Origin of the sequence: Lacisediminihabitans profunda (assembly GCF_008040105.1) — a bacterium.
Classification (GTDB): domain Bacteria; phylum Actinomycetota; class Actinomycetes; order Actinomycetales; family Microbacteriaceae; genus Lacisediminihabitans; species Lacisediminihabitans profunda.
In genome coordinates this window covers 249,220-270,062 of the sequence record NZ_VRMG01000009.1, presented here as the reverse complement: position 1 = coordinate 270,062, position 20,843 = coordinate 249,220, and the positions used below count along the sequence as shown (strand labels likewise).

General features: G+C 70.3%; 21 protein-coding genes. 7 read left to right on the top strand and 14 right to left on the bottom strand.

The annotated features are described in order from the left end of the window. The first annotated feature begins 83 nt into the window (after positions 1-83). The 3 genes from FVP33_RS20015 to FVP33_RS14640 all read left to right on the top strand — a co-directional run bounded on the left by FVP33_RS20015 (position 84) and on the right by FVP33_RS14640 (position 2,422). Entirely contained in the window at positions 84-593 is a 510-nt protein-coding gene (locus FVP33_RS20015) for a MarR family winged helix-turn-helix transcriptional regulator (protein ID WP_147784423.1), read from the top strand. Beyond that, entirely contained in the window at positions 590-2,140 is a 1,551-nt protein-coding gene (locus FVP33_RS14645; protein ID WP_246142352.1) for a phytoene desaturase family protein, read from the top strand. The genes FVP33_RS20015 and FVP33_RS14645 overlap by 4 nt, the downstream gene beginning before the upstream one ends. Before the next feature lie 90 nt (positions 2,141-2,230). Then, positions 2,231-2,422 carry a hypothetical protein gene (locus tag FVP33_RS14640; RefSeq protein WP_147784421.1) on the top strand — a complete coding sequence of 64 codons (192 nt, stop codon included), beginning with the start codon at positions 2,231-2,233 and terminating at the stop codon, positions 2,420-2,422. A 6-nt stretch (positions 2,423-2,428) separates the two neighbouring features. On the opposite strand, the gene FVP33_RS14635 is transcribed toward FVP33_RS14640, so the two are convergent. Both FVP33_RS14635 and FVP33_RS14630 read right to left on the bottom strand, forming a co-directional pair. Further along, positions 2,429-2,974: an acyl-CoA thioesterase gene (locus FVP33_RS14635; protein ID WP_147784420.1), complete on the bottom strand. Its 546-nt coding sequence runs from the start codon at positions 2,972-2,974 to the stop codon at positions 2,429-2,431. Between the two features lie 14 nt (positions 2,975-2,988). Next, complete coding sequence (locus tag FVP33_RS14630) at positions 2,989-3,951, bottom strand: DNA-3-methyladenine glycosylase family protein (protein ID WP_147784419.1); 963 nt, start codon at positions 3,949-3,951, stop codon at positions 2,989-2,991. A 78-nt stretch (positions 3,952-4,029) separates the two neighbouring features. Between FVP33_RS14630 and trhO the strand changes: the two genes are divergently transcribed. From trhO to FVP33_RS14615, 3 genes are all read left to right on the top strand, one after another. Further along, a complete protein-coding gene (trhO, locus tag FVP33_RS14625) occupies positions 4,030-4,899 on the top strand; it encodes an oxygen-dependent tRNA uridine(34) hydroxylase TrhO (RefSeq protein ID WP_147784418.1) in 870 nt (289 codons plus the stop codon). Between the two features lie 69 nt (positions 4,900-4,968). After that, positions 4,969-5,994, top strand: coding sequence for a 6-phosphofructokinase (locus FVP33_RS14620; protein WP_147784417.1), 1,026 nt, complete (start codon positions 4,969-4,971; stop codon positions 5,992-5,994). Between the two features lie 44 nt (positions 5,995-6,038). Beyond that, the gene (locus FVP33_RS14615) at positions 6,039-6,431 is read left to right on the top strand and encodes a DUF1304 domain-containing protein (RefSeq protein WP_147784416.1); all 393 of its coding nucleotides are present in this window, start codon (positions 6,039-6,041) and stop codon (positions 6,429-6,431) included. A 443-nt stretch (positions 6,432-6,874) separates the two neighbouring features. On the opposite strand, the gene hemL is transcribed toward FVP33_RS14615, so the two are convergent. From hemL to hemE, 11 genes are all read right to left on the bottom strand, one after another. After that, entirely contained in the window at positions 6,875-8,212 is a 1,338-nt protein-coding gene (gene hemL / locus FVP33_RS14610; RefSeq protein ID WP_147784544.1) for a glutamate-1-semialdehyde 2,1-aminomutase, read from the bottom strand. 13 nt (positions 8,213-8,225) lie between these two features. After that, complete coding sequence (hemB, locus tag FVP33_RS14605; protein ID WP_147784415.1) at positions 8,226-9,209, bottom strand: porphobilinogen synthase; 984 nt, start codon at positions 9,207-9,209, stop codon at positions 8,226-8,228. After that, positions 9,202-9,987, bottom strand: a complete 786-nt coding sequence (locus FVP33_RS14600) for a uroporphyrinogen-III synthase (RefSeq protein ID WP_222706733.1) — start codon at positions 9,985-9,987, stop codon at positions 9,202-9,204. Before FVP33_RS14600 ends, hemB begins: the two co-directional genes overlap by 8 nt. Beyond that, positions 9,984-10,949, bottom strand: a complete 966-nt coding sequence (gene hemC, locus FVP33_RS14595; protein WP_246142351.1) for a hydroxymethylbilane synthase — start codon at positions 10,947-10,949, stop codon at positions 9,984-9,986. Before hemC ends, FVP33_RS14600 begins: the two co-directional genes overlap by 4 nt. Then, positions 10,946-12,097 carry a ferrochelatase gene (locus FVP33_RS14590; protein WP_147784413.1) on the bottom strand — a complete coding sequence of 384 codons (1,152 nt, stop codon included), beginning with the start codon at positions 12,095-12,097 and terminating at the stop codon, positions 10,946-10,948. Before FVP33_RS14590 ends, hemC begins: the two co-directional genes overlap by 4 nt. Continuing rightward, positions 12,094-12,762: a hydrogen peroxide-dependent heme synthase gene (hemQ, locus tag FVP33_RS14585; RefSeq protein WP_147784412.1), complete on the bottom strand. Its 669-nt coding sequence runs from the start codon at positions 12,760-12,762 to the stop codon at positions 12,094-12,096. The genes FVP33_RS14590 and hemQ overlap by 4 nt, the downstream gene beginning before the upstream one ends. Before the next feature lie 87 nt (positions 12,763-12,849). Then, a complete protein-coding gene (locus FVP33_RS14580) occupies positions 12,850-13,074 on the bottom strand; it encodes a DUF3618 domain-containing protein (protein ID WP_147784411.1) in 225 nt (74 codons plus the stop codon). Next, positions 13,071-13,478, bottom strand: a complete 408-nt coding sequence (locus FVP33_RS14575; RefSeq protein WP_147784410.1) for a phage holin family protein — start codon at positions 13,476-13,478, stop codon at positions 13,071-13,073. The genes FVP33_RS14580 and FVP33_RS14575 overlap by 4 nt, the downstream gene beginning before the upstream one ends. A 6-nt stretch (positions 13,479-13,484) precedes the next feature. Next, entirely contained in the window at positions 13,485-13,811 is a 327-nt protein-coding gene (locus FVP33_RS14570; RefSeq protein ID WP_147784409.1) for a YtxH domain-containing protein, read from the bottom strand. Positions 13,812-13,885: 74 nt separating this feature from the next. Next, complete coding sequence (locus tag FVP33_RS14565) at positions 13,886-15,187, bottom strand: protoporphyrinogen/coproporphyrinogen oxidase (RefSeq protein ID WP_147784408.1); 1,302 nt, start codon at positions 15,185-15,187, stop codon at positions 13,886-13,888. Further along, positions 15,180-16,232 (bottom strand): uroporphyrinogen decarboxylase, encoded by a 1,053-nt coding sequence (gene hemE, locus FVP33_RS14560; protein WP_147784407.1) that lies wholly within the window; start codon positions 16,230-16,232, stop codon positions 15,180-15,182. Before hemE ends, FVP33_RS14565 begins: the two co-directional genes overlap by 8 nt. A 74-nt stretch (positions 16,233-16,306) precedes the next feature. Between hemE and FVP33_RS14555 the strand changes: the two genes are divergently transcribed. Then, positions 16,307-17,575 carry a glutamyl-tRNA reductase gene (locus FVP33_RS14555; protein WP_147784406.1) on the top strand — a complete coding sequence of 423 codons (1,269 nt, stop codon included), beginning with the start codon at positions 16,307-16,309 and terminating at the stop codon, positions 17,573-17,575. Positions 17,576-18,138: 563 nt separating this feature from the next. On the opposite strand, the gene FVP33_RS14550 is transcribed toward FVP33_RS14555, so the two are convergent. Beyond that, positions 18,139-20,700, bottom strand: coding sequence for a hypothetical protein (locus FVP33_RS14550; protein ID WP_187270733.1), 2,562 nt, complete (start codon positions 20,698-20,700; stop codon positions 18,139-18,141). Positions 20,701-20,843: the final 143 nt, after the last annotated feature.

Genomic DNA, 20,843 nt, shown 5'->3' with positions numbered 1-20,843 from the left:
GAAGAGCCTCTCTCGACAGGGTGGTGATGCGTCGACGTCATCCCCCATTGGTTGATGTATCAACTACTGAGTAGAATGGTGCAATGAGCGAGTCCGACGCCCTGAGCGACAGCGAACTGGAGGTCTGGCGCGCCTTCTACGTGATGCGCCGGCGGCTCGACCGTGCCCTCGACCTGCAGTTCCAGAGGGACTCCGGCCTCTCGGCCTCCGAGTACGAGGTGCTCTTCGCCCTCAACGACGCGCCGAACCGCCAATTGAGAAGCCGGGACATCGCCGCCGGCATCGGCTGGGAGAAGAGCCGCGTGTCGCACCTCGTCTCCCGCATGGAGAGACGCGGGCTGGTGGCGAGGGCCGAATGCGAGACCGACGCTCGCGGATCCTGGATCGGCCTCACCCCCGACGGGCGGCGCGCGGTGCTGCGGGCGATTGGCGGCCACCTCGCCGCGGTGCGGCGGTATTTCTTCGACGCGCTCGAACCGGAGGATGCCGAGCGGCTGCTCAGACTCTCCGGCCGGGTGGTCGACGCCATCGGTTGCGCCGCCGACGAGGACGCGCCCGCGGGCGACACCGCACTGCACGGCGACGCCGCGTGAGCGGCCGGGACGTCGTGATCGTCGGCGGCGGGCATAATGGCCTCGTCGCCGCGACCTACCTCGCGCAGGCGGGCAAGTCCGTGACCGTGCTCGAGCGGCTCGACGACTTCGGCGGCGCCGCGGTCTCCACCCAGACGTTCGAGGATGTCGACGCCCGGCTCTCCCGGTACTCCTACCTGGTGAGCCTGCTGCCGGCTCGGATCATCCGGGAACTCGGCCTCGACATCCGTCTGCTCCGCCGGCGTTACTCCTCCTACACGCCCGAGCCGGGCACGAGCCGCGGCCTGCTCGTCGACAACGGCGACGCCGAGGCCACGGCGCTGTCCTTCGCGGCGGTCGGCGCCGCGGCTGACGCGACCGCCTGGCACGAGTTCTACGGGCGGACGGCGCATCTCGCACGCAGGCTCTTCCCGAGCGTGTGCGAGCCGCTGATGACCCGGGCAGAAGCACGAAGGGCGGTCGACGACGACCGCGCGTGGCACGACTTCATCGAGCGACCCATCGGCGAGGTGATCGAACGCACCTTCGCGAACGACCTCGTGCGCGGGGTCGTGCTCACGGACGCGCTCATCGGCACCTTCGCGCCGGCCCACGACGCGACCCTCGCGGCCAACCGCTGCTTCCTCTACCACGTGATCGGCGGCGAAACCGGAGACTGGGACGTGCCGGCCGGCGGCATGGGCGCCGTCACCGGCGCCCTCGAGAACGCCGCCCGCGACGCCGGCGCCACGCTCGTCTCCGGCGCGGAGGTCACCGCCCTCACCCCCGACGGCGAGGTGAGCTACCGTCATCTCGGTGCCGAGCGGACGATCGCGGCAACCACGATCCTCGCGAACGTCGCGCCCCACGTGCTCGCGCGGCTGCTCGGCGACCGACCGACCGAGCGCCCGGAGGGCGCGCAAGTGAAGGTCAACCTCTTGCTCGAACGGCTTCCCCGCCTGCGTGACTCCGGCGTGGATCCGGCCGCCGCGTTCGGGGGCACCTTCCACATCAACGAGGGCTACTCGCAGCTGGAGGGGGCATACCGATCGGCGACCGCCGGCGAACTGCCGAGCCCGCTGCCCGCCGAGATCTACTGCCACTCCCTCACCGACCCCAGCATCCTTTCTCCGGAGCTTTCGGCATCCGGCGCCCATACGCTCACGGTTTTCGGTCTACACACGCCCGATCGGCTGATTACTCCGGAGAACAACGATGCGATGCGTGCCTCTCTCACCCGCGCGGTGCTCGACTCGCTGGACTCGGTGCTCGCCGAACCGGTGGAGCCCCTGCTGATGACCGATGCGGCCGGCCGGCCCTGCCTCGAGACGAAGACCACCCTCGACCTCGACGATGCCCTGCACCTGCCGGGCGGCAACATCTTCCACGGCCCCCTGTCCTGGCCGTTCGCCGACGATTCGGATGCGCCGGCGACTCCGGCCGAGCGCTGGGGCGTCGCGACGACTCACGAGCGCATCCTGCTCTGCGGGGCCGGCGCAAGGCGCGGCGGCGGCGTGAGTGGTATCGGGGGCCACAACGCGGCGATGGCGGTGCTCGAGAGCCGCTGACCCGGGCGGTGGGATGCAGCCCGCCTCTTTACCTACCGGCCCGCGGCTGGCTAGGCTCTCTCGAAGCAGTACTCGAACAGGGAGCAAGCGATGGCAACATTCGACCAGTTTGCGAACCAAGGCGGTGCGGCGGCCGGGGACGCAGCGGAAGCGGCGGCCGCTCAGGCCTCGGCGGACGAACTCCTCAAGCAGACGGCGGACGCCGCGGGAGCCGCCGACTTCGGCGGAGGTCCGCTCGGCGAGCTCGACGAGCCGTCGGCGAAGGACCAGCCGGCCGAGTAGCGCGGGTCAGTCCCACTCGCTCGGCGCCGATCCGCGTGCGGGCGGAAGGGCGACGTCCGCCGCCCAGCGGGTGACCCACGCCGGCAGTGTGCTGCCGGAGATGTCGATTCCCGCCACCGAGGCGAGTTCGGCCGTCGACACCGTGCCGCCGGTCTTCCGCACGAAGCGCGAGCGCATCGTCGCCCGCGCGTAGATCTCTCCCCCGGCCACAGCGCGCTGCTCGACGTAGACCGCCTTCTCGTCGTAACCGACAATGCGGGTTTCAATGCTGAATCGTTGCCAGGGCTGCAGGGATCGCCGGAAGCTGATGGTCTCATCCGCCATCACCGGATAGAAGCCCGCCTTCATCAGCCGGGGCAGCACCCCGGAACGCTGCATGAGGTCCATTCTCCCGAGATCCATGATCGAGAGGTAGACGCCGTTGTTCATGTGCCCGAGAACGTCCAGGTCGGTGGGCAGTACCCGGAAGCTGATCCGACCGACGTCGTGCACGTCGAGTCCCCGGCGGTTGCGGCGAAGCCAGACGAGAAAGGTCCTGAAGAGAAGGTGCACCGCTTCACGCTAGCTCAGTGCGAGCGGTGATCCTGGACGGTCATCCGCGGCCCGAATCGTGGCTTGGCGAACCCGCTCGCCTCGATGAGCCGCATGACCCGCTGCCGATGGCCGGTCCACGGGGCGAGGAGCTCGAGCATTCCGTCGTCGTCGACCGGCTTGCCGATGAGCGCCCAGCCGACCACCGCCGGCAGGTGGTAGTCGCCGACGCTCACGGAGTCCGGATCGCCGTGCGAGCGCTGGCTCGTCTCGGCCGCGGTCCAGGCGCCGACCCCGGGCACCGACCTCAGCCGCGCCACGACATCGGGCCCGCCCCGACCGACGGCAAGCGTGCGCTCGAGGCCCGCGGCGACGGCGGCCGCGGCGAGCGCCGTGCGTGAGCGCTGGGGGCCGACGCCCGCCCTGTGCCACTCCCAGGAGGGGATCATCCGCCAGACCCGCGGCGACGGGAAGACTCTCATGCCGGTCGGGGCTGGACCGGGTGCCGGCTCGCCGTGCGCGCGGATGAGCTGGCTCCAGGCCCGGCGCGCCTCCAGGCCGGTGACCTTCTGCTCGAGAACCGCGGCGAGCAGCATCTCGAAGACGAGGCCGGTGCGAAGCAGCCGCAGCCCCGGATTGCGGCGCCGGGAGTCAGCGAGAAACGGGTTCTGCGACACGTCGAAATCGCCCGGGTCGTCGCCGCCGCCGAGCAGCTCCGGCACCCCGGCGATCGCCCACTCCGCGCCGTCCCCCCACGCGGTGGCCCGGATTTCGCCGCCGCGCTGGGCGAGGTGCAGGGTGGCCGGTCCGGCCGGGGTCGGCAGGGTTCGCCAGACGCCGGAGCCGTCCCACACCATGGTCGGGTCCTGGCTGCCACGGCTGAGCGGCCGGAGGGTGAGACTCAGGCTGACGGGATGGCGCGGCGCGTAAGTCGAGCGCAGAGGCGCGGAGTCCGCCGAGGCGGCGGTCTCGGCGCCCGTCGCGATCGGCGTTCCCATGCACAGCAGACTACGTCCCCACCCCTCTCGAAACCACACGGCGGGGGCCACTCAGCGCGGAAAACGTAGAATCGGTCGGTGGCCGTCCCCAAGATCCTGCTGTTCTACCGCTTCACGCCACTCGCCGACCCGGACGCGATCCGCCTCTGGCAGCGCGACCTGTGCGAGTCTCTCGGCCTGCGCGGCCGCATCCTCGTCTCGAAGGACGGCATCAACGGCACCGTCGGCGGCGAGCTGAAGAACGTGAAGCGCTACCTGCGCAAGACGCGGGAGTATGCGCCGTTCGCCGGGTTGGATGCCAAGTGGAGCGAGGGTCGCGGAGACGACTTCCCGAGACTGAGCGTGCGGGTGCGCGACGAGATCGTGAGCTTCGGCGCCCCGGGCGAGCTGCGCGTCGACGAGAACGGCGTGATCGGTGGTGGAGAGCGGCTGAGCCCCGAGCAGCTGCACGAGCTCGTAGAGCGCGAGGAGGTGGTCTTCTTCGACGGCCGCAACTCCTTCGAGGCCGAGATCGGCCGGTTCGCCGGGGCCGTCGTGCCCGACGTCGCCACCACCCGGGAGTTCGTCGCCGAGCTCGACAGCGGCAAGTACGACCACCTCAAGGACAAGCCTGTCGTCACCTACTGCACGGGCGGCATCCGGTGCGAGGTCCTCTCCTCCCTCATGGTGAGCCGCGGGTTCGAGAAGGTCTACCAGCTCGACGGGGGGATCGCCCGCTACGGCGAGACCTACGGCGACTCCGGGCTCTGGCAGGGCTCGCTCTACGTCTTCGACAATCGGATGTCGATCGACTTCTCGGCGGACGCTCTCACCATCGGGCGCTGCTATCGGTGCGGCGAACCGACGAGCCACATGCAGAACTGCGGCGAACTGTCCTGCCGCGAGCAGCTCGTCGTGTGCACGGACCACGCCGCGACGACCGCGTGCTCGCGGCATCCGCTGTCCTGACGGGACGCCGGGCGGGGTCTCGAGGCGCTGGTGAACGGAGTGACCCCGAACTTGCGGAATGATGGTGCCATGAGCATTGGAATTCTCACCAGCGGCGGAGACTGCCCGGGCCTCAACGCGGTGATTCGGGGCGCCGTCTTGAAGGGCACCCAGATCTACGGTCAGGAGTTCGTCGGCTTCCGCGACGGCTGGCGCGGAGTGGTCGAGGGCGACATCGTCACCCTCGAGCGCAAGGACATCCAGGGCATCGCCAAGCAGGGCGGGACCATCCTCGGCACCTCGCGCACGAACCCGTTCGAGGGTGAGGGCGGCGCCGACCGCATCAAAGAGAACATGGACCGACTCGGGGTCGACTCGCTCATCGCGATCGGCGGCGAAGGCACCCTCGCGGCGGCCAAGCGCCTCACGGATGCCGGGATCAAGATCGTGGGCGTGCCGAAGACGGTGGACAACGACCTCTCCGCCACCGACTACACCTTCGGCTTCGACACCGCGGTGCAGATCGCGACCGACGCCATGGACCGCCTGCGCACCACCGGGGACTCTCACGGCCGCTGCATGGTCGCCGAGGTGATGGGCCGCCACGTCGGCTGGATCGCCCTGCACTCCGGCATGGCGGCCGGTGCGCACGCCATCCTCATCCCGGAGCAGAAGACCAGCATCGACCAGATCGTGGCGTGGGTGACGTCCGTTCGCGACCGGGGGCGGGCCCCGCTCGTCGTCGTCGCCGAGGGCTTCCACCTCGACTCCATGGACGACGCCCACTCCGAGCGTGGCCTCGACGCGTTCGGCCGTCCCCGGCTCGGCGGCATCGGCGAGCTCATCGCCCCGATCATCGAGGAGCGCACGGGAATGGAGACCCGGGCGACGACCCTGGGCCACATCCAGCGGGGCGGCACCCCCACGGCCTACGACCGGGTGCTCGCCACCCGCTACGGCATGGCCGCCGTGGACATGATCATGCACTCCCGCTGGGGCAGGATGGTCGCGCTCAGCGGCACGACGATCACCCATGTGGCTTTCGAGGATGCCCTCGGCAAGCTCAATACGGTGCCCCAGTCCCGCTACGACGAGGCCGCCATCCTCTTCGGCTGACGCCGACCGCAGACTCGGCCACGGCATCCGCCATACTTGCGAGCATGACTGCACTTTTCGTGATCGGGCTCGTCTTCGCCGGGCTCGCCGCCGTCGTCCACGTCTACATCTTCACGCTGGAGAGCCTCAACTGGACGAAGCCGCGCACCTGGAAGATCTTCGGCATCGCGAGCCAGGCCGACGCCGACACGCTCAGGCCGATGGCGTACAACCAGGGCTTCTACAACCTGTTCCTCACGATCGGCATCGTCGTCGGGATGCTGCTGCTCGCCTCCAGCCGCCCGGCCGGTCTCGCGCTGATCTTCATGGGCACCGGAAGCATGGTGCTCGCCGCCCTCGTGTTGATCTCGACCGGGCGCGCAAACGCCCGCTCGGCCGCGATCCAGGGAGTGTTGCCCCTCCTGGGGATCGTGTTCCTGCTGCTGTCGCTGCTGTAGTCCCCGCCAGCGAGGTGCCCATTTCTGCCGGTTCCTCCGCCGATGAGTCGGCAGAAGTGGGCACCCCAGTGGGAGGTGCGGAGGCTAAACTCCTTCTTCGGCTGGCCGGCGTTCCCCTGGAGGCGATCGCCGATGACTACGAAGCGGCGGTCCGGCGGGTCAACGCGCACCTGTGGACGACGCCGGAACCGCGGCGGGAGGATGCCCACACCTCGTGCCCGGCGCCCCCGGGTCTTGTCGTGCCCGGCACCCCCGGGTCTTGACGTGCCCGGAACCCCGTCCCCGAATCCCGTCCCCGACTCGCCGAGGTGCCCACTTCGGCCGGTAAGGCGACCGCCGTCGCGGCAAAAGTGGGCACCTCGAGGAAACGCGGCGCCCTGCGGACGCAGGCGCGCAGGCGCGCAGGCGCGTGAGCGCGTGAGCGCGCAGGTCGCCGGGTCGAATCAGGCGGGAGGCACGGGGGCGGCCGCGGCCCGAGCCGCGGCGGGCAGGGCGTCGAGGATGCGGGAGACCGCAGCGTCGTCGTGCGCGGCCGAGACGAACCAGGCCTCGAACACCGAGGGCGGGAGCGAGACCCCCGCGTCGAGCATGGCGTGGAAGAACGGGGCGTAGCGGAACGCCTGCTGGGCCTTCACGTCGGCGTAGTTGCGCGGCGCGGTCGCGGCGAAGGCGAATGAGAACAGGTTGCCCGCGCGCTGCACGGTGTGCTCGACCCCCTGCGCGGCGAGAGCGGCGGAGACCGCGGCGGAGAGCCGGTCTGCCACGGCGTCCAGCTTCGCGTAGACGGCGGCATCCGCGGCCCGGAGCGTGGCGATTCCCGCGGCCACCGCGACCGGGTTGCCGCTGAGCGTTCCGGCCTGATAGACCGGGCCGAGGGGGGCGAGCCGGTCCATGATGTCGGCGCGGCCGCCGAGTGCGGCGAGCGGCATGCCCCCGCCGATGACCTTGCCGAAGGTGAAGAGGTCCGGTTGCCAGCCGGCGCCATCCGGCACCACTCGGGCGGCCTCGAGGCCCCACCAGCCGGCCGGGCCGACTCGGAACCCGGTGAGCACCTCGTCGAAGATCGTGAGCGCGCCGTTCTCACGGGCGATGGCCGCGAGCGCCCGGTTGAATCCGCGCTCCGGCGCGACGACACCCATGTTGGCGGCGGCGGCCTCCACGATGACCGCGGCGATGTTCGGGCCGTGCTCGGCGAAGACCGCGCGCACGGCGGCGAGGTCGTTGTACGGGATCACGAGGGTCTGCGCGGCTGTGGCGGCCGTGACCCCGGCCGAACCGGGCATGGCCAGGGTCGCGAGTCCGGAGCCGGCCTCGGCGAGCAGGGCATCGGAGTGCCCGTGGTAGTGGCCGGCGAACTTCACCAGGAGGTCGCGACCGGTCGCGCCTCGGGCGAGCCGGATGGCGGTCATGGTGGCCTCGGTGCCGGTGGAGACGAGCCGCAACTTCTCGACCGCGCACTGGTCGCCCACGCGCACCCGCTCCCGAACGAGCTCGGCAAGCTCGGTCTCGCCGGGAGTGGATGCCCCGAACGAGAGACCCTTCGCCGCGGCATCCTGTACCGCCTTGACGACCGACGGATACGCGTGCCCGAGAATCGCGGGACCCCACGAGCTCACGAGGTCCACGTATTCGCGCCCCTCGGCATCCGTGACGTAGGCTCCCCGCGCGGACACCAGGAAGCGCGGCGTGCCGCCTACCGATCCGTACGCCCGGACCGGCGAGTTGACGCCTCCGGGGATCGAGAGCTTGGCCCGGGTGAAGTAGTGCTCGTTCGTGCCCATCAAGGCTCCAGAATCATGGTCGACGCAGCCAGCCGGCAAGCTCGGTGGCCCAGTAGGTGAGCACGGCGTCCGCGCCGGCGCGCTTGATGCCGACGACGGACTCCTCGATCGCCCGGCGGCGGTCGATCCAGCCGTTCGCCGCCGCGGCCTCGATCATCGAATACTCGCCGGACACCTGGTAGGCCCAGACCGGCACGGGACTCACGGCCGCCGCGTCGGCGAGCACGTCGAGGTAGCTCATGGCCGGCTTGACCATCACCACGTCTGCACCCTCCTCGACGTCGAGCATCACCTCGCGCAGACCCTCGCGCCGATTGCCCGGGTCGAGCTGGTAGCTGCGGCGGTCGCCCTCGAGGGAGGACTGCACCGCCTCGCGGAACGGGCCGTAGAAGGCCGAGGCGTATTTGGCCGCATAGCCGAGAATCGCGGTATCCGTGAAGCCATTCCGGTCGAGAACATCGCGCACGGCGGCGACCTGGCCGTCCATCATGCCGCTCAGGCCGAGCAGGTGCGAGCCGGCGGAGGCCTGCGCGATGGCCATGTCCCGGTAGCGTTCGAGCGACGCGTCGTTGTCGACGCGGCCGCGGGCATCCAGCACACCGCAGTGCCCGTGGTCGGTGAACTCGTCGAGGCAGAGGTCGGTCTGCACGACGAGGCTGGTGCCGACCTCCTCGATCACCGCGCGGGTCGCCACGTTGAGGATGCCGTCGTCGTCGGTCGCACCGGAGCCGATCGCGTCCTTGTGGCTGGGGATGCCGAAGAGCATCACTCCGCCGATTCCCGCCTCGGCGGCCTCGGTGACGGCCCGGCGCAGGCTGTCGAGCGAGTGGTTCATGACACCCGGCATCGAGGTGATCGGAACCGGTTCGCTCACGCCCTCGCGCACGAACATCGGCAGCACGAGTTCGGCGGCGTGCAGACGGGTCTCGGCGACGAGGCGGCGCATCGCCGGGGTGCTGCGCAATCGGCGCGGACGGATGGTCGGGCCATCACTCATGGGTAGCGGTCCTTTCGGCGAGAGCGTGTTCCACGAGCGTCTCGACCAGCGAGAGCGCGGACCTCGACTCGGCGATGAGGTGAACCGTGATCCCGGCCGCTCGGGCGTCGAAGGCGGTGCGCGGTCCGATCGCGGCCACGATCGTGTCGTCGGGCAGGGGGGCGAGCTGGGCCTGCACCTGGCGGGCGACGGAGCCGGAGGTGATCAGCACGGCCCGGATGCGACCGGAGGCGACGTCCGCGGCGACGTGCTCGGAGACCGGCACGCCCACGGTGCGGTAGGCGGCAACGAACTCCGCCTCGAGGCCCAGTGCCGTGAGTCCGGCGACGAGGGTCGGCTCGGCGATGTCGGACTGGGGGATCAACACCCGGCCGCCGATCGCCGACGCCGGCCATTCCTTGACGAGGCCGCGCGCGGAATTGTCGCTCTCCGGCACGAAGTCCACCTGGTAGCCGGCGAGGGCGAGGGCCGCGCTCGTCGTCTCGCCGACGGCCGCGATGCGCGTGGTCGACGGCACCGTCACCTGCTGGCTCATCAGCACGTCTACGGTCGTGGCGCTGGTGATCACGAGCCAGTCGAAGTCGCCGCGTTCGAGCCGCTTGAGCGAGTCGGAGAGAGTGCGCGGATTCTCGGCGCTCGCGAAGTTGATCATCGGCGCGATCACGGGCACGGCTCCATACGAGCGTAGGGTGGCGGCCACGCTGTCGCCCCACTTGCCGCCGCGGGGCACGAGCACCCGCCACCCGTCGAGCGGCTTTCCCGCGCGTTGCACGGTCACGATGCCGTCCCGAGCGGTGCAATGGCGGCCGCCCCCAACTCGAGCAGCTCATCGGCCACCCGGTCGCCCAGCTCCCAGGGCAGGCCGGCGCGTTCTGCGGCGGACCCCTCGAGGACGAGCGCGTGAGAACTGGTGAGCGAACTCGACCCGTCCGGCGCGTACACGGTGGCCGTGAGGAAGAGCAACTCGCCGTCGATCACGGCAGACGCCCCGATCGGAGCCGCGCACCCGGCCTCGAGCCGGGCGAGCACCGCCCGCTCGGCGAACACCGCGAGGCGCGTGGTCGGGTGGTCGATCGTCTTGAGCATCGCCGCGAACGGGGCGGAGTGGTCCTCGCGCACCTCGAGGGCGAGCGCACCCTGCCCGGGGGCGGTGGCCCAGCGACCGAGCTCGAAGAACTCGGTCACGGCGTCGAGCCTGCCGAGCCTGGTGAGTCCAGCAGCGGCCAGCACGACGGCGTCCAGCTCGCCGGACTCGACCTTGCGCAGTCTCGTGTCGACGTTGCCGCGGATGTCGACCACGGTGAGGTCCGGCCGCCAGCCGCGCAACTGGGCGGCGCGGCGAGGCGAGCCGGTGCCGATCCGCGAACCGGCGGGGAGGGCCTCGAGCGTGAGACCGTCACGCCCGCACAGGGCGTCCCGGGCATCCGCTCGCCTGGGCACCGCGCCGATCCGCAGGCCGGGGTAGCCGGCGGTCGGCAGGTCCTTCAGCGAGTGCACGACGAGGTCGCACGCCCCGCCGGCGAGCGCCTCGCGCAGGGCGCTCGCGAAGACACCGGTGCCGCCGAGGCTGGCGAGGGACTCGGTGGAGTGGTCGCCCTCGGTCGCCACCGTGACGATCTCCACCCCACTCCCGGAGGCCTTGGCCACGGCGGCGGCCACCACTCCGGTCTGGGCGAGCGCGAGGGCGCTGCCCCTGGTTCCGATGCGGATGGTGTCGCCGGCGGACGATGGGGAACTCACGGCTGCAGCCCCGCAACCGCCGGCTTGAATCCGAGTCGCGCGTTTTCGCAGCATCCGGACCGGCACACGTCGTACCAGGGCCCGAGTTCGGTGAGGGCCGGTCGGTCGGCGACCGGGACAGCGTCACGCCGTTCGAGCACGAGGTCGACGAGCCCCGAAACGTAGGCGGGGTGGACGCCGGGGGTCGGCACGCGGATCGCGAGCACGCCGAGGCTCTGCGCGGTCTCCATCGCCTCGGTGTCGAGGTCCCACTTCACCTCCATGTGGTCGCTGACGAATCCGAGCGGCACGATCACCACGGCACGGATGCCCGTGGCGGCGAGGTCGCGGATCGCATCGTTCACGTCCGGCTCGAGCCACGGCACGCTCGGCGGGCCGGAGCGGCTCTGGAACACCAGGTCCCAGGCGGGCGCATCCCCCGCGGCGGCGATCACGACTTCGGCGACCGCCCGGTGCTGCGCCACGTACGAGCCACCGTCACCGAAGCCGCGGAACGCCGGCCCGCTCTTCGCGGCGTCGGCCTCGGGGATCGAGTGGGTGGAGAACAGCACGTGCGTCTGCTCGAGCGGGATGCCCTCTGCCGCGATCGAGGCGAGCGCACCGCGCACGCCATCGATGAAGGGCTGGACGAACCCCGGGTGGTCGAAGAACTGGCGCACCTTGTCGATCTGGATCACGTCTTCGAGGCCGGTGTCGGCCAGGGCCGCGGCGTAATCCTCGCGGTACTGGCGGCAGCTCGAGTACGAACTGTACGCGCTGGTGCCGATCGCGATGAGCCGGGTGAACCCGCGCTCGTTGGCCTCGACGAAGGCGTCCTTGATGTAGGGCGCCCAGTTGCGGTTGCCCCAGAGCACCGGCAGGTCGACGCCGCGCCGCGCCAGCTCGGCCTCGAGGGCTGCCTTCAGCTCGCGGTTCTGCGCGTTGATGGGACTCACGCCGCCGAACGCCCGGTAGTGGTGGGCGACCTCCTCGAGCCTCTCCTCCGGGATGCCGCGTCCACGGGTCACATTCCGCAGGAACGGGATCACGTCATCCTGTCCCTCCGGTCCGCCGAAGCTCGCGAGCAGGATGGCGTCGTAGGCGGTCGGCTCAGTCACGTGCTCCGGCCCGGAGGCCGCGGCGGGTGTCGCGTTGCGCACCACCGTCACTCGAGCACCTCGGCGATCTCCTCGAGCCGGATGCGGCGCCCGCTGTAGAAGGGCACCTCTTCGCGAACGTGGCGGCGGGCCTCGGTCTGGCGCAGGGCGCGCATCAGGTCGACGAGGTCGACGAGCTGCGGGGCTTCGAGCGCGAGGATCCACTCGTAGTCGCCGAGGGCGAACGAGGCCACGGTGTTGGCGAGCACCTGGCGGAACTCTGCCCCCTTGCGGCCGTGGTCCGCGAGCATGGTTCGGCGCTCCTCGTCCGGCAGGATGTACCAGTCGTAGGAGCGCACGAACGGGTACACGGTGAGCCAGGCCTCCGGCTCCTTGCCGCGCATGAATGCCGGCAGGTGGTTCGCGCTGAATTCGGCGTCGCGATGCACGCCCATCGCGTTCCAGGTGGGGAGGAGGTTTCGCATCACGTCACTGCGACGCAGTTCGCGCAGGGCCCACTGGATGGTCTCGGGCTCTCCGCCGTGCAGCCAGACCATGAGGTCGGCGTCCGCGCGCAGCGAGGAGACGTCATAGAAGCCGCGCACGGTCACGCCGCGAGCCTCCACGGCCTTCACCGAGTCTCGGAGCGAGTCGAGATCGGTCCCCGCCGGGTGTGCTGGATCACGACGGTAGACGGCCCACAGCGTGTACCCGCTGGGCGTTGGGGTGTTGCTCATACCGTCTATCCTCCCTCGCCGGTGGGCGAGATCAAAAAGCGGCGCTGCTTTTCTGTGCTGGTGCTGGGAGCGGGGTGCTGACCGCGACTAATCGTCAGAGAATATCGCCCAGGCGACGAGCCCGCCGATCACGATTATCGCGCCGGTGGCACCCGCTATCCAGGGCAGCGGGTTGGCCTGGTACGCGGCCCTCGCACGCCGCGACAGCCGGTTCAGCTGCTTGGGCACGTTGAGCCGATCCTCGATCTCATTGAGCGCGCTCTCGAGCTCGGCGCGAGCCGTCGAGATGCGGGTTTCGATGGGCTCACTCATGGCTTCTCTCGCATTCCTATGCCCTTGATGGCGTTCACGTCTTTCTTCACGCTCGCGATGGTCTCGGTCGGGGCGGGAGGCATGCCCTGCTTCACCTGGGCGACGCCGATGCCGGCCAGGATGGCCACGATCACCAGGAGCAGGCCCGCGACGATCAAGGCCGCCGCCCAGCCGGGGAGCACGACGGCCAGCCCCAGGATCGCCGCCGCAATGAGCACGGCCATCAGGAAGAACGCGAAAAGGCCGGCGGCGACGAAGAGCCCGACACCGATGCCCGCGTGCTTGAGCTTGTCGAGCATCTCCCGCTTGAGCTGCTCAAACTCGTCCTTGACGAGTTCGGCGAGCAGCCGCGGCAGGTCCGCGATGAGCGCGAAGAGGGACCGTCTGGTGCGGTCGTCACTCATGATCGTCTACTTCGCGGTGTCGGTGCTGGTCGCGGTGCTAGTCGCGGGCGACTTCTTCGCGGCGGCCGGACGCGACTTCGGGGCCTTCGCAGTCGCGGGCCTGCCGCTCACCTGGCTGACGACCTTCTTCGCGCCTTCGGCGAGAAAGTCGGCCACCTCGGGTGCCTTATCCTTGGCGAAGTCTTCGGCCTGCTTGACCTGGCGCTGCACGCGGGGGTCATTCCACAGTCGGTTGGCAGCCCTCTTGATCTGCTCGTAACGCTCGCGACCGGCCCGGGTGCCGAGCACGTATCCCGCGGCCAGTCCGACGAGGAAGAGTAGTTTGCCTCGCATGAATGCTCCGTTCCGTTGTGCGCCAGCGCCGAGGCGCTCCATAGGGGTACGCCCTCCACAGTAGACCCCGGGGGCTAGGGCTCCATTCCTTGCAGCAAATGTTCAGCTTGGGCCCGCGCGTGGGCGATGACTGCCGCCAAACCGGTGCCGGCCACGCCCTCGCCGACGACCGTCACGCCCTCGATCGGGCGCGGCGCCGGCGGCACGGCGGGCCACCCCACCGCCGAGAAACCGACGACGGATCCCGCGGGGATTCGCACGTCGAGCAGGGCGGAGGCATCCGCGACGGCCTGACGCTCGAGGGCGTCGGCGGCGAGGCCGTCGACGAGCCGCGCGTCGTAGGAGAGGCGGACCACGTGCCGGTGTTCGCCGGCCAGGGCGGCCAGCCACGACCACTTCGCCGTCCCGTGAGTGAGCGCCTTCGCGCGGATGCCGGGGGCGCCGGGTGCGACGAGCACCCCGGTGCCCCGGGGCGCGGCATCGAGCGCCGCGCTCTCCAGCACGAGAGTGGTGAGCAGGATCGAGGGGGCGGTCGCCGCTCCGAGTGGCGCGGCGAGCACCACCCGTCGGGCGTCGATCCGCTCGCCGTCGTCGGCGTCGGCGGCGTCGGCGCGGGCGGCGAGGGTGACGCCCCTGGCATCGACCGAGGAGACGACCGCCCCGGTGCGGATGACGACCCCGAGGCGGCGCAGGTCGGCGGCCAACGCCTCGACGAGCTCGGCGATGCCGCCCTCGAACCCGGACACGGCCGTGCCGGCCGGCGCGGCATCCCGCAGCCGAAGCACCGCATGGGCGAGGGAGCCCGCGCCGCGCAGGGCGCCGCGGAGGCCGGGGGCCACCACATCGACGTCGAGTTCGTCCGGGTGCCGGGAATGGATACCGATCACGACCGGGGCGACCAGTCTGTCGACCACGCCGTCCCCCATCCGGCGCCGCACGAGGCCGCCGAGGGTGCGTTCCTTCGCGCCCACCGCGCTCGGCATGAGTTCGTCGAGCTGGGCCCGAAGGGCGGCCCGCATCCCGACCACCGCGATCACATCGGCCGCGAGCGGGGTGCCCGGGATGCCGAGGAGCGCCGTCTTGGGCAGGGGGAGCGCCGGTCCGGCCAGGGGCTGCAGCCACGCGCCCGCCGGGTTCGGCTGCACGATCGCCGGCTCGAGCCCGAGTTCGGCGGCGAGCGCGGTGACGGTTCCCCGACGGGTGGCGAAGCTCTCGGCCCCGGCGTCCAGTTCGAGGCCGCCGACCGTGTGCCTCGCCACCTTGCCGCCGAGCCGGTCGGTCGCCTCGAGCAGGGTCACGGACAGGCCTCCGGCTGCGAGATCGCGCGCAGCCACGAGCCCCGCGATCCCGGCGCCGACGACCACGACATCAGGCATGGGCGAGCTCCACGATGCGGGTGAGCACGCCCGGGTCCGTCTCCGGAGGCACTCCGTGTCCCAAATTGAGCACGTGGGCGCTCGCGGCGCGACCGCGCTCGATCACGTCGAGCACGTGCCGCTCCAGCACCGGCCACGGCGCGGCGAGGAACGCGGGGTTGATGTTGCCCTGCAGCGGCACCTCCGCCCCGAGCCGCCGAGACGCCTCGTCGAGCGGGATGCGGTCGTCGACTCCCATCACGTCGGCGCCGATCGCGTGCATCGACCGGAGAAGCTCCCCGGTGCCGACGCCGAAGTGCACGACCGGCACGCCGAGGTCCTTCACGTGCGCGATCGCCTGTGCCGAGAATTGCGAGACGCGCGACTCGTAGTCGACGACGGAGAGCGATCCGACCCACGAGTCGAAGAGTTGCACGGCGCTGGCCCCGGCGAGCACCTGGGCGCGCAGGAAGGCACCGGTGACGTCCGCCGCCCAGCCGAGCAGGGCATCCCAGGCCGCGGGGTCGGAGTGCATGAGGGTGCGCGCGCGAAGGTGATCCTTGGACGGGCCGCCCTCGACGAGGTAAGCGGCGAGGGTGAACGGTGCGCCGGCGAACCCGATGAGGGGGGTGGACCCGAGTTCGGCCACGGTGCGGGCCACGCCCTCAGCGATCGGGGAGAGGGCGGCCGGATCCAGGGGGCGGAGGGCGGCGACATCCCGCGCCGTGCGGATGGTCGTGCCGAGCACCGGGCCGCGCCCCGGCACGATGTCCACGTCGACGCCGGCGAGCCGGAGCGGAACGACGATGTCGCTGAAGAAGATCGCCGCATCGACGCCGTGGCGGCGCACGGGCTGGAGCGTGATCTCGCTCGAGAGCTCGGGATCGAGGCAGGCGTCGAGCATGGCCATGCCCACCCGCAGTGCGCGGTACTCGGGAAGCGACCGGCCGGCCTGGCGCATGAACCAGACGGGCGTGGTCTCCGGGCGGTCGCCGCGGTAGGCCCTGATCAGGGGGGAGGCGGCCGTTCCGCCGTCGACGAGGGGGTGGTGTGCAGGCAGGTTCACGTCCTTAAGTATGGGCGAGCGGCGCCGGGCCGTCGCCCAGCCTGCTCGACGGCGAGCGGGCGTATGCTATCGACGTGCTTCTCTGCCTCACCGCCAACCACCAAAACGCGAGCTTCGACCTTCTCGAGAAGCTCTCGATCGGTGCGCCGCGGGCGGCCGGCATCCTGGTGCAGAACGGGGACTTCGTCACGGGCGCGGTCGTGCTCGCCACCTGCAACCGCTTCGAGGCGTACCTCGAGATCGCGGAACCGCTGACCACCTCAAGCGATTCGGTGGCGAGGACCGTTCGGGTGATCAGCGAAGCGAGCGGGATCGAGGCGGACGAACTCACCGCCTCGGTACGCGTGCTGCAGGGAGACGATGTGGCCAGCCATCTCTTCGCCGTGTCCGCGGGTCTCGAATCCGTGATCCTCGGCGAAGACGAGATCTCCGGCCAGGTGCGCCGGGCCCTCGAGGAGGCTCGCGTGGCGGGCACCACTTCGTCCGGCCTCGAACGCCTCTTCCAGCGGGCCGCCCACACCTCCCGAGGCGTGAAGAACCGCACGGCGCTCGGCGGCGCCGGACGCTCGCTCGTTCGCCTCGCGCTCGAGCTCACCTCCAGCCGCATCGCCGACTGGGCCGCCACTCGAGTTCTCATCGTGGGCACCGGCCAGTACGCCGGCACCACGATCGCCGCGCTTCGAGACCGAGGTGCAGCCGATCTGACCGTGTTCTCGGCCTCCGGGCGCGCCGCGCGTTTCGCGCTGCGTCACGGGATGGCCGCCACTGACGATCTGCGGTCCGCCATCGCCGATGCCGACGTCGTCATCACCTGCACCAGCACGAGCACGCCGGTCATCACGACGGCGATCGTCGCTCAGGGGCGCCGCAGAATCGTGATCGATCTCGGCCTCCCCCGCAACGTCGATCCGGCGATCGCCGCCATCCCGGGCATCGAGCTCCTCGACCTCGAGACCGTGAGCCTGCACGCCCCGCTCGAGGAGCTCACTGCCGCGAGCGACGCCCGCGCTCTCGTGAGCGAGGCCGTGTCCGAGCATGCGGCGAAGACCGCCGAGCAGCAGCTCACCCCGGCCATCGTCGCCCTGCGTGCCCATGTCTTCGGGGTCCTCGACGCCGAGATCGATCGGGCTCGCGCCCGCGGCGACAGTGACGGCCGCACCGAGGCGGCGCTGCGTCATCTCGCCGGAGTGCTGCTGCACACCCCATCCGTCCGGGCTCGAGAGCTCGCCCGCGCCGGCGAGGCGGCGTCGTTCAACGAGGCCGTGGTGGCCCTGTTCGGCATCGAGCTTCCCACCCCGGCCGAACGGCCGAATTCCGACGGTCAGCTGGACCAGCTCGCCTAGCTGTACTGCCCAGGATGTTGGGTTAACCGGCTGATGGGTGGGCGGGCTCCGATCGCGGTGTGGAGCCTGTGTCCCCGCCACAGTGCGGCACTCCCTTGCCCTGGCACGCGTTGTGCAGGACGGCGCCGCCGTCCACGGGTGCCCGCCCCACAAACTCCAGTTGTGCAGGACGCGTTGTGAAGGACGGCAGGACGGGTTGTGCAGGACGCCTCGGGCGGACAGCGAGGACGATCGGGGCAGAACCGACGGAAGCGTCCTGCAGACCGGAACCGTTCGAGTCGCCATACCCCTGCCGTGTCCTGCACAAGCTGTCCTGCATAACCAGAGTCTGTGGGGTAGGCACCCACGCCTCAGGGCCCGTCCTGCAGAACACGGCCTGACCGACGCGGGCGGCACAACTAGGCGGCACAACCAGAGGGCCGAGATGGTCCAGCCTCCGGCGAACATCGTCGCGGCGACCGGCATGCGGCGGAGGGCGTCCGCCGCACCCGGTAGACGGAAGAGGGCCCCGCCCCGGTCTCTCGACCGGGAACGGGACCCTCCGTCCCACTACCTGTTAGACGCTACGGACGCGCATTGCGGCGACGTGACCAGAGGGTCAGTGCCCCACCGAGCAGAAGCATCAGGCCCGCGAGGCCCAGGTACCCTGCCCCGCCGGTGAACCCGGTGAAGGCCAGCGTCTTCAGTTCGGTGACCACCGTGAGGCAGGATGAGCTTGCCGCGGCGATCACGATCGTCCACGGGTCCCCGTTCCACTGGAAGCCGTCCTGGGCGACTCCGGTCACGACGTACGTTCCCGGCTTCTCGTTGGTCACCGCCGACGTGAGCTCCACGCCATCGATGAAGTACGACAGGCCCTGGTCGAGAGCCACCGTGATGTAGCCGCTCTTCAGGGTGTTCGCGCTGCAGACCTGGTCCGTGCCCGTGGCCGAACCGTCGGCGAGGGCGTGCGACGGCAGTTGCTCACAGGCGCCGGCGCTCGCGATCGTGAAGAGCGGGAACGGGTCGAATGGCGCGAGCGTGTATCCGGGCAGGGCCTCGGCGGTCACCCGGTACGTGCCGGGTTCGAGCGAGGTGTCTGCCTTCGTCGCGACGATATCGTTCGTCGCGTCCGCGTCCGCCGTGTTGTGGATGGTGTACCTGACGCCGGCCTGAAGCACGACCGAGATGTAGCCGCTCACGAGGGTCGCCGACTCGTCATTCGAGAGGCAGACCTGGTCGTGAGACGTCGGGTCGGTCGGGATGGTGATGCAGTGTGCCGCCTCGCCCTTGGTCAGGTCACGAGTGGAGGTCGCGACGGTGACGATGTCGTCACCACGCACCCACTCCGCTTTCGCGCCGTCGAACACCCAGGAGGTAGTCGTGTCGGTGGTCGTGATGGTCACCGAGCTGGTGGAGCAGTCCGGAGCGCTCTCGACGACCTTGTGGGTCGTGACCGGCTCCGGCCTGGTCGGCTCCGGGCAGGCCGGCACCGACAACGTGAACGTCAGGCCGTCCGCGGTGACCGTGTAACTGCCACCCGCGGCCGACACGTCGTCCGCGCTGACCTTCACCGTGGCGCCCGCAGCGACCGTGCGGTTGAGCTGCGGCAGAGAGGCGACGACGAAGTCGACCGCACGGTTGCTCTTGGAGTTGTCGAAGGTGAACTCGACGCTCCGTGCTCCGGCGGTGCCGTTCTCGTCGTAGACACACGCACCCACGGCGACGCTCGCGCTCGGGTCGGTCTCGGCGCCACAGTCGGCGAACGCCGGCACCGCAAGCGTGAAGGTCTGACCGGCGGCGGTGAAGACGAGCGACGCACCGGCGTTGCCGACCGGGCTCAACTGCACCGTCGTGCTCTGACCGGCCGGAACAGTCTCCGAGACGCCAGCGCCGGTGAACGTGACAGCGACGTTAGACCCGACGTTGTTGAAAACAGCAGAAACCATTTTGCTCGAGTACCCGGCGTCGGCGTAGCACTCGCCGGTCGTGATCGTCACCGTGGGCTTGAGCACGCAGTCCACATAGACGCCGACATTGCCCGACCACACCTTCGACCCCACCCAGCCGGCGAAATGGTGCCCCGCGGTGGGGGTGGCGGTGACCGTGTAGTCGCCGGTCGCCTTCGTGAACACCGTCGTGTAGAGCACGCCATCCGTCACGGCGGGCGTCACGGTTCCGTACACTCCACAGGCCGAGGCCAGGGTGAGTGTCGGTGCGACCGGCACGACCAGTCCGTAGCAGTTGGTCGGCTGCTGCGTGTAGGTATTTCCGGGGGTGCTGGTGGCGAATCCGAGTCCACTCAGGAACTTCTCCCAGGGCTGGGGGCCGGTCAGCTCGGGAGTCGGCTCGATGAAGGCGTAGCGGGAGGCATAGATGTCGCCCTGGCCGCAGGACACCGCGGCCGAGTACGGGTAGGTTCCCGGGGTGGTGATGGCCACCTTGTTCACCACGTCGAGGGTCTGACCCCACACCGCGTTCTGCTTGTACTTCCAGCTCGTGGCGGTGATGTAGAGCGGCGCGCACAGCACGCCCGTCGAGCCCTTGGGGTTGGCCACCGTCACGACGCCCGAGTTGTCGGCGGGGTTGTAGGTGTAGCTGATGGCGGAATCGGGGATGCACTTCGCGACCGGGACCGGAGCGGGGACCGCGCAGACGATCACATGGCTGATGCTCGGCTTCTCGTCGTGCACGAAGGTGTCGCCGGCGGCCAGCGCGGCCCGGTAGATCCACTTCACGGTCGTTCCGGTGACCTCGATGGGCGCGTAGACCGTGTTCTCGTGCACCACGCTCGTGCCGGTATTCCCCGCCTTCACGATGACCTTGGAGTAGGTGCCACCGGCGGGCAGGCCGACCGGCATGGCTGCCGGGAGAACGTAGGGGTTGCTCGCCGAATCATTCGTCGAGTAGCCCACGTTGACGCACGCCTCACCCGGCAGGGTAACCCAGTCGGATGGCTGGTTCAGCTGTGCCGACGCCGGCGCGGCGACGCCCACGGCGACCAATCCAACGGCGAGCACAGCCGTGGTGAAGGCGGCGAGCGCGCGTCTCAGACGCTGACGAAGGGGGCTCGTGTTCGGGGAAAAGAGCAGAACAGAATGAGGCCTGGCGTCGGGGGATCGCCGTGGCCGCCGGGTAAGCGACATGGATGGGTCGTCCTATTTAATTGGCAGGCACAGTCGGGTCGGTCGGTGGCTCGGGTTACCACTGGCTCAAGTGCCTGGGGCGAGCCTAGTGGGTCCCCCCTTTGGCGGACAATGGTTTCTGTCCACCTTCGCCGAACGAATCT